At 68.2% G+C, this 8,044-nt stretch carries 9 protein-coding genes; 4 read left to right on the top strand and 5 right to left on the bottom strand.

Translation table 11 applies throughout. The features are described 5' to 3' along the window. Positions 1–148: 148 nt before the first annotated feature. The gene (locus AB0B57_RS23530; protein WP_357073587.1) at positions 149–385 is read right to left on the bottom strand and encodes a hypothetical protein; all 237 of its coding nucleotides are present in this window, start codon (positions 383–385) and stop codon (positions 149–151) included. A gap of 544 nt (positions 386–929) precedes the next feature. On the opposite strand from AB0B57_RS23530, the gene AB0B57_RS23525 reads away from it, so the two are divergent. From AB0B57_RS23525 to AB0B57_RS23515, 3 genes are all read left to right on the top strand, one after another. Next, positions 930–2,234, top strand: a complete 1,305-nt coding sequence (locus AB0B57_RS23525) for an RICIN domain-containing protein (protein WP_357073589.1) — start codon at positions 930–932, stop codon at positions 2,232–2,234. Between the two features lie 308 nt (positions 2,235–2,542). Further along, positions 2,543–2,986 (top strand): hypothetical protein, encoded by a 444-nt coding sequence (locus tag AB0B57_RS23520; protein WP_357073584.1) that lies wholly within the window; start codon positions 2,543–2,545, stop codon positions 2,984–2,986. Between the two features lie 91 nt (positions 2,987–3,077). Further along, positions 3,078–3,230, top strand: a complete 153-nt coding sequence (locus tag AB0B57_RS23515; protein WP_357073581.1) for a hypothetical protein — start codon at positions 3,078–3,080, stop codon at positions 3,228–3,230. Positions 3,231–4,771: 1,541 nt separating this feature from the next. Here AB0B57_RS23515 and AB0B57_RS23510 read toward each other — a convergent pair. Together AB0B57_RS23510 and AB0B57_RS23505 are read right to left on the bottom strand one after the other, a co-directional pair. Further along, on the bottom strand, positions 4,772–4,963 hold the full coding sequence (locus AB0B57_RS23510) for a DUF397 domain-containing protein (protein ID WP_357073578.1): 192 nt from the start codon (positions 4,961–4,963) through the stop codon (positions 4,772–4,774). Beyond that, positions 4,954–5,721, bottom strand: a complete 768-nt coding sequence (locus AB0B57_RS23505; RefSeq protein WP_357073575.1) for a DUF5753 domain-containing protein — start codon at positions 5,719–5,721, stop codon at positions 4,954–4,956. Before AB0B57_RS23505 ends, AB0B57_RS23510 begins: the two co-directional genes overlap by 10 nt. A gap of 362 nt (positions 5,722–6,083) precedes the next feature. On the opposite strand from AB0B57_RS23505, the gene AB0B57_RS23500 reads away from it, so the two are divergent. Then, positions 6,084–6,368, top strand: a complete 285-nt coding sequence (locus AB0B57_RS23500) for a hypothetical protein (RefSeq protein ID WP_357073572.1) — start codon at positions 6,084–6,086, stop codon at positions 6,366–6,368. A gap of 307 nt (positions 6,369–6,675) precedes the next feature. Here the strand turns inward: AB0B57_RS23500 and AB0B57_RS23495 are convergent, their stop codons facing one another. Next, positions 6,676–6,936, bottom strand: a complete 261-nt coding sequence (locus AB0B57_RS23495) for a hypothetical protein (RefSeq protein ID WP_357073569.1) — start codon at positions 6,934–6,936, stop codon at positions 6,676–6,678. 5 nt (positions 6,937–6,941) lie between these two features. Further along, complete coding sequence (locus AB0B57_RS23490; RefSeq protein WP_357073566.1) at positions 6,942–8,036, bottom strand: hypothetical protein; 1,095 nt, start codon at positions 8,034–8,036, stop codon at positions 6,942–6,944. Positions 8,037–8,044 lie beyond the last annotated feature (8 nt).

Below are 8,044 nucleotides of genomic sequence, written 5' to 3'. Positions count from 1 at the left end.
GCCCCCGCCAGACGCTCGACTGGGCAACCCCAGCCGAACGCCTGGACCACCTCATCGCTACCTAACGATTGCACTCACCCCTTGACCCCAAGCCGTGGCGCATGACAACAACCTCATGATCAACCACGCGACTCGCGTCCGTCGTCGGTCACCCGTCGCCGGCGGCGCGGTGACGATCGGCCTCGGCGTCCGCGGCACCTGTCGGCACGCCGCCGCTGTCGCGGGTGGCATGGGACAGGTCAACATCAGCGCCGGTACGGGCGGCGTCGGCCGCCGCGTCGTCCGCGCCGACAATCTCCCCGCCGGAGTCGGCGCCCGCCCCGTCGTCGTCGATGAGCTGTTCGGGGGCGGCCACTGCAAACGGTACGTACCTGGGCTCGGTCATCTCGTCCTCCTCCGGGGTTTCGGTGTGCCTCTCTACCGCTACCCCGAGGAGCGCTCGACACAACCTCGACCACACCGCCGAGTTATGACCGACGTCGATCGCTCGGCGCCGGGCGCGCCAACCACCGGAGGGCCTCGTCCCCGTGCCCTGACCTGGGGATTCGGACCGGCCGGGGCCTCCTGGGTCAGCGGTCCACACTGCCGGTTGGTGCCACGTCGCCGTCCGACGTCATACGTCAGACGATGATGCTAATCTATTTCGGCGCGGTAAACGGATCTCGACTGCGGAAGGATCACGATGCCATCGGATCGGTCGACAGTCGACTCCGCGTCGCCCGTCCCTGCCCGCACGGACGTCCGCACCGCGTCAGCCACGCCGTCCCCTGCTGGCCGCCGTCCCGACAACCACAACGGGACGTCCGTCCAGCCGCGTGTCGCCGACGCGGATCGGACGCCGCACATCGTCAACAACGCAAACCCAAGGAGGTTTGACTGTGCCACTTCGTAAACTCGCCACCCCCTGGATAGGGGCGGCCATGGCCGCCATGATGCTCGTCGCCGTCGGGGCGTACGTCATCATGACCGGCGCGTCGGCGTCCGCGGCCAGCACCGCCGGCTGCGGCAAGGCGCCCGGGTTGAACAGCGGCACCCACACCATCCAGAGCAGCGGAAAGACCCGCAGCTTCATCCTTCGGCTGCCCGACAACTACAACAACACCTATGCCCACCGGTTGGCCTTCGGGTTCCACTGGTTGGGTGGCACCGCCAGCCAGGTCGCGAGCGGCGGCACCGACGGAGCCCCGTGGGCCTACTACGGCATGCTCTCCCAGGCGAACAACACGACGATCTTCGTCGCGCCGCAGGGCATCGGCAACGGCTGGGGTAACTCCAACGGTGAGGACGTGACCTTCACCGACGACATGATCCGCATGATCGACAACGCGCTCTGTGTGGACACCACCCAACGCTTCTCGGTCGGGTTCAGCTACGGCGGCGCGATGAGCTACTCGTTGGCGTGTTCCCGGCCGACGGTGTTCCGTGCGGTCGCGGCAATCGCGGCCCCCGGGGCGATCAGCGGATGCAGCGGCGGCACCCAGCCCGTGGCGTACCTGGGGATCCACGGCATCAACGACAACATCGCGAGCGGACGGTCGCTGCGCGACAGGTTCGTCCGTAACAACGGTTGTGCCGCGCAGAACCCGCCCGAGCCGAGGGCGGGCAGCCTGACCCACATCACCACCGCCTACTCCTGCCGGGCCGGATACCCGGTCCTCTGGGCCGCGTTCGACGGCGGCCACCAGCAGGGCCCGGTCGACGGGTGTGCCGGCTGTGAGAGCGGCGCGCGGAGCTGGGTCAAGCAGGAGGTGTGGGGGTTCTTCAGCCAGTTCGGGTCCACCCAGCCCACCAGCGCACCGCCCACCACCACGCCGCCGCCGTCGAGCCCGCCGCCGGGTGGTCAGCAGAACGTGCTGATCGCGGGTAACCAGTCCGGGCGATGCATCGACGTCCCCGGTTCCAGCACCACAAACGGGGCTCGCCCGGCGCTGTGGGACTGTCACGGTCGCACCAACCAGCGCTGGACCCACACCACCAACCGCGCCCTGACCGTCTACGGCAACAAGTGCCTCGACGCCAGCGGGGCGGGCACCAGCAACGGCACCGCTGTCATCATCTGGGACTGCAACGGTCAAGCCAACCAGCAGTGGAACCTGAACTCCAACGGCACCATCACCTCTGCCCAGTCGGGGCTCTGCCTCGACGCCGTCAACTCCGGCACGGCCAACGGAACGCAACTGCACCTCTGGGCCTGCCAAGGCAGCGCCAACCAGCAGTGGAGCACGCGCGCCTAGTGCCGCATCCGGCCTCTGCCGGCGACGCGCCGCCCGGGTCCCATCCCGGGCGGCGCGTCGCCGTCCGGCGTGCGAAAACCCCCCACCCCACCCCACCCCGCGTTGATCATGGAGTTATTGCTGCGACACGCCGGCGCGCAGGGCAATAACCTCATGATCGACGAGGCCCGGGGCACCGAGCGGCGCTTCGCCGGGGTCGGCGCCGTCGATCATGGCCGACCGTCATGATCATGCGGCTGATCGACGGATGGCCCGCGTTGACCTGCTCCGTAGCATCAGCGGCGATCACGGCCCAGACGGAGGACACCATGAACCAGAAGCTTCAGACCCGCGCGTTCGAGCGGGTCGCGCCGATCCTGCGGCCGGGGGAACGGCCGATCACCGCGACCCGAGCGCTGGTCGGGAAATTCTCGGCCAGTCGGCTGGGCACGGTCGTCGCCCAGGGGCTGATCCAGGCGGGGGCCGGAGCGACGGGTGCCGCGCTGGCGCGTACCAAGAAGCAGTTCCTCGTCGTCACCGACCAGCGGCTGATCTTCCTGCCGCAGACCTTCTTCGGCGGGCCCGGCACCGGCGTTCTCGGCGAGGTGCCCCGGGAACACGTCGCGCTCGCCGAGGCGAAGATCGGCATTGTGAGCCTGTTGCGCGTCGCCTTCGGCGGTGCGGGCGACGGCATCACCCTGACCTTCCCCCGGGTGGACAAGAAGAACGCCGAGGCTCTCGCGGCAGCCTTGTCGCCGGTGCCGACGGCCTGATCAGGCCCGGCCCACGTGGGCTCGACCGGGAACCATCGTCCCGGTCGGGCCGCCCTCGCTTCCGCCGACCGAGCGCCGAGTCCTCGGCGACATGCTGACGTCGCGACTGGTGGCGAGCAAATCCACCAGCACGACCTACGGCACCGAGTTGGCAGCGCACTTCCAGAACTTCTGGAACGCCTACCAGAAGATGACCCCGGAAGAGCGCGCCAATCTCGCCTCCCACGCCCGACAACAAGAATGACGTCTCGCTGACAAGCTCTCTGCAGCGCGTCCGTCTGCGTCCGGGAATGTTCGTCGCCTCGGAGTAGGGACCTGCGCTGTCCTCGCCTGCCCATCCTTGTCCAGCGCGGTTGCTGTTCGACAGGTCATCACCCAGGGCCCCGGCAAAGTCGGGCCACTAGACTCCGCGCATGCAGCAATGCCGACCTTCCTCCGCCAAACGCACAGCGATCGGGGCGTTACTGCTGGTCTTGGCCGTAGCCGGCTGCAACTCCAAGGCGGAGTCGTCCTCCGATGCCACGTGGTCGAGCCCTGACACCGCCGCTACCGCGACAGCCTCCCGCGCTGCTTTTCCTCCATCAAGTCCCCGTGACGCCGAACCTTCCGCATCTTCCTCCCCCACCGCGGACGAGTCACGGGAGGCCGAAGCTGCACAGGAGCCCAAAGCGGCACAGAAGACCGAGCCGCCGAGCGGGGGCGGCACCAAGTACACGGAGTGTGCCGACGGCGACTGCAAAGTGTCCTTCTCCGGTTCGGTCAAATTCCCACTCGGCAGATGGACGGTGTCGTCCTCCGTGGAGAATGGCGGTGTCCGGGTGCGACTGACCGACGCCAATGGCAGGGGCGGCGGTGGCGGCTTCATGGCGCGCCCCGGGTGCACTGTGGCGATACACGCAGACGGCGGCGGGCAAGTCGGATGCGACCAACCCGGAGCCGAGCCGAAACCGGGAGGGTGGGTCGTACACCTGCTGGAACTGGGCGGGAAAACCGCGGTCATCCGAGCGATCCTGGGCTGACTGTGAGGATCACTGTCGCAGCCTGATTGCGCTGGGGTGACCGCTTCCTGGTAGCGGGCGACGGCGGTGTCGAGGTGTCCGCGTGCGCGGTGGCAGTTGCCGAGGCCGAGCAGGGACATGCCTTCGCCTCGCGTGATGCCGGTGACGGAAGACCTCCCGTGCCTGGCCGTAGAGGTCCATAGCCTGGTCCATCTGCCCGAGTTCCTCGTGGATGAGGCCGCCGAGTCCGTGATGCATCGGCGTGTGAGTCGGCACGACGTGCACCTGAACGTGCGGCAGCGTGGCATACGCGGGTACGGCTCACAATGAGTCGCGCTTGCAGCTCCGGTGGCCTGGATGGTCTATTCCAAGGGGCTCGGTGAGCAAAGTTGCTGGTGCGTCTGATGGTCGAAGACAGTGCCGGCGACGGCGTCCGGGGCGCGGGAGGCAGTTGGCAGGGTGAATCTTGGACACTTTCCGTTGGCGGCTAACGGAAAGTGTCCAAGATTGCCAGCGAGCGCGGGTGAAGCGGCCCGAGGTCGTGCCGCACGGGAGCATCTGGTCCCTGTCGTCCGGCGGAGGTCAACTCGCCGCGAGACGTGACCGACCGACGGGCGTTCGGCGGTTAGACCCCCTGGAATAGGTCATCTAGGTAGACGACGGCGAGGCACCGCGGGCCGAGCGTAGGTTGATCGCTGCCTGCCCGAGGTGGCAGTGCCCAGGCGGCAGTGCCCCAGGCACGCAAAAGGCCCCCGACCTGCGCCGAGGGCCTTCGCGGTGTCCTCGGTCAGCCGGCGTCCCGCGCCATCGTGACGAAACCCCGCCACGCGGCGGGGCTGAACGCCAGCGTCCCGCCGTCCCGGTCCTTCGTATCGCGGACAAGGACCACGCCCGGCATGTTGTCGGCGACCTCGACGCACGCGCCGCCGTTGCTGCCGCTCTTCGTGCTCTTGCGCCACTGCGCTTGGGTCATGTCCATGATGCCGCCGCTTTCCTGATGAGGTCCAGTGATTGCGCCCGGGGTAGGGCCTCGCCAACTATGCGCGCCCACCGCCGCCCCAGGGTAGCAATTTCCGCCGCATCGTCGATGATCTGCGCACTAACCTGACCGTCCTCGTGCGCCAACTGCGCGCCGTCGGGCATTTCCGCGATGATGAACGGCCCTCCCATCCCGAGGTACATCGGTGTGTCGGCGGGCACGACGTGCACCTGAACGTGCGGCAGCGCGGCACACGCCGCAATGTGCTCGCACTGCTCGCGCATGACCGTGCCGTCGGCCCCGACCCGGCGCCGAAGTACCGCCTCGTCGAGCACCGCCACAACCAGCGGCGGGCGGGCGCGGTGAAGGATCGCCTGCCGCTGCAACCGCGCGTCTACGCGTTCGTCGATCTCGTCCGGCGTCAGCGATTCCATGGCGAGCGTCGCCCGCGCGTACGCCTCGGTCTGTAAGAGCCCCGGCACCCACGCGAGTTCGAACCACCGCAACGCGACCGCCTCGCGCTCGATTTCAACCCACCGTCGGAACCACACGGGCGCCCGTCGCTTAAGGACGTCCGGCCATAGATCTTCCACACTCCGCCCGAGAATTTCCGACGTCTCGGCGCGCTGGCGGGGCCTCGGCGTACGTCCGGGGCTGACCCACCGCTGAACGGTCTTCGGATCTACCCCCACCTGCCCCGCAAGGCTCTCGGCGGTCTCTCCCGCCTCACTCATTGCGGCAATTAAGAGGTGGTTCACTACGCCTCCATTACGGACGTCCCGAACATCCCGTCAGCATACGCGCACGGCGTGTGATCGTCCCAGCACAAGGCGGCAGGGTGTTGGGTGAGCGGCACCGCTGGTGGAGGCGCAGCCCGGCGGCGGTGTCAGCCCGGGGCCGCCCCTTGGGCAAGCACTCACGGGGCGGCCCCCGAGCCCACCGAGGGGGAGCACATGCCGGATAGCCCGAAGCCGGAGCCGAAGACCGATCCGAAGCCCAGCCCGCCGCCGGTCCCGTGGCCACCGGGGACCATCGTCCCGGTCGGGCCGCCCTCGGTTCCGCCGATCGAGCGCCGAAACCGCGTACCGGAATCCCGCTGGCGCTCGTCGGGGGTGGTCGCATGACGGGGCCGCGCTTGCGCGGAGGCGACCTGGTCCGCCTGACCGTCACCGCAAGCGTGCAGTTCTTCCGCCCGATCACCGTTCGGGTTATCCGGGAGTTGGAGCACATCACGTACGACGGTTGGGTCTGGCTGGACGGGTACGAGTTGGACGTGAAGGGTGCCGCTGTTGCGCGGCGCGAGCTGTATGTCCGGCGCGTGGGCGTGCAGCTGGTGAAGGCCGCCCCGACCGCCGCCCCCGGCATCCGCCAGCCGGTCCGCCGCGCCCCGGTGCGCGTCGGATGACCCCCCGCCCGCGTTCGCGTGCGCGTTGGATACGCCCCCGGCCGCACCACCCCGGATGCCCGCACTGGCGCTGCACGACATGCGGTGCCCTGTGGCCGTGCTCGCCTGCGCGGCTGTCGCTGTTGCGGCAGTGGGAACGTGACTTCGACGGCTTGGGGCAATTGATGCACCTGCTCGCGGTAGAGGCACTGACGGATGCCTTCAAGCTGGGTCTGGATCCCAAGCCCGCGGCGTACGCGGAACGGTTTCTTGGCTGGGTGCTCGACCGCGCCCGGAAAGACGTCGAGACGTCGATTGTGGGGAGAGGTTAGTAGCGCGCGGCGAGGTCGTCGCGCTCTTGGGTTGTCATGCCCTGGTAGGCCTTCCAGAAGGTCCGGAAGGGCTGTGTCAGCTCGTCGCCGTACGTGGAGATACTTGCTGCCTGCCGGAGAGTGAGTTGTCCGTCCTGGACGGCAGCGGCCATCTCTCGAAGGAGCGGGTTGTTGCTCTTACCGAGGTGCCCGAGGGCGTCTCGTAGAGCGTCGGCTCGTCGTGGGTCTCCGTCGACAATATCGTCCAGGTCGTCCATGGTTGCTATGCCCTTGCTCCGGCGAGAGGGTGGTCGTAGCGGCCCCCGTCGGGTAGCGCGGGTAGGGCCGAGGTGTCGAGGTCGTTGAGTATCCGGACGAGGGCGGTGCGGAAGACGAGGACTGCTGCGGCGATGTGCTGGCACAGTTTGGTCGCTTCGCCCCAGAGGCGGAACATGTTGGCGACCTCGGCGGCGGCGAGACCGTAGCCCACCACGGCGCCAATCCCCGTCGCACTGGTCGCGGTGCCAGCGACGGCGCCGACACCAGCGATGATGGCGGCGTCGATGATGCTCTTCACCACGCCGCCGAGCGATTCACCTGCTGACCAGACAGCGTCTGCCAACGCAAGGTAGGCCTTGCTGATCTCGCCCAGAGGTCCACGAAGGTCAGCAACGGCATTGGCGGTGGTGGTGAAGTATCGGAAGGCCCCGTCGCCGGCGACGCCCTGCCAGAGTGGATGCAGGGTGGTGACGCCGGACTGCACGTTGTAGGCCAGCTCGTACGAGGCTCGTCCGATGTTGTCGACGACCGGCGCCATCTTGGCCAGGGCTTCCCAGTCGCCGGAGACCCGGTTCTGGATCTCGCCGATCGGATCGAAGCCGAAGACGTCAGCGAGGATCTGGTTGATCCAAGACGATGGGCTGAGGTAGTCCATCCAACCCAGCGCATTCGACGGGTTGTCCGCCTCCCCCGGGGCGTCGAGTTGGCCTCGGACGTCACGGGAGTCGACGAAGTTCGCCGGGGTGCAGGGGTTGCTCGCCAACTCCAGCTCAAGCGGGGTGATGCAACGGTCGAATGTGCCGGGCAGGGTGCGGTCGAGACCGTCTGCGGCGGCGAGGTCGATGCTGCGGTAGTAGTCGGCGCTGACCCGCAGTTCGGGGGCGGAGTTTTCCAGGAGGCAAGCGAGCCGGATAAGGGTGGCGTTGATGACCTCGACCGCGTGCTCATGTGCCGCCTTGGCGATGTGCAGCGCCTCACCTCCGGTAGCGACCTCGGCGTGCCGGTTGAGGTAGCTGCGGATCTCCCAGACGTCGGCAGCGGCGCGGTCGACCTGACGTGCGAAACCAACCAGCGCATCGGGCTGAACGAACAGCGTCATCTCGCCGC

The sequence above is a fragment of the Micromonospora sp. NPDC049101 genome (assembly GCF_040648675.1).
Taxonomy (GTDB): Bacteria; Actinomycetota; Actinomycetes; order Mycobacteriales; family Micromonosporaceae; genus Micromonospora.
The sequence above is the reverse complement of the archived record's forward strand: the minus strand, read 5'-3'. Positions and strand labels throughout refer to the sequence as shown.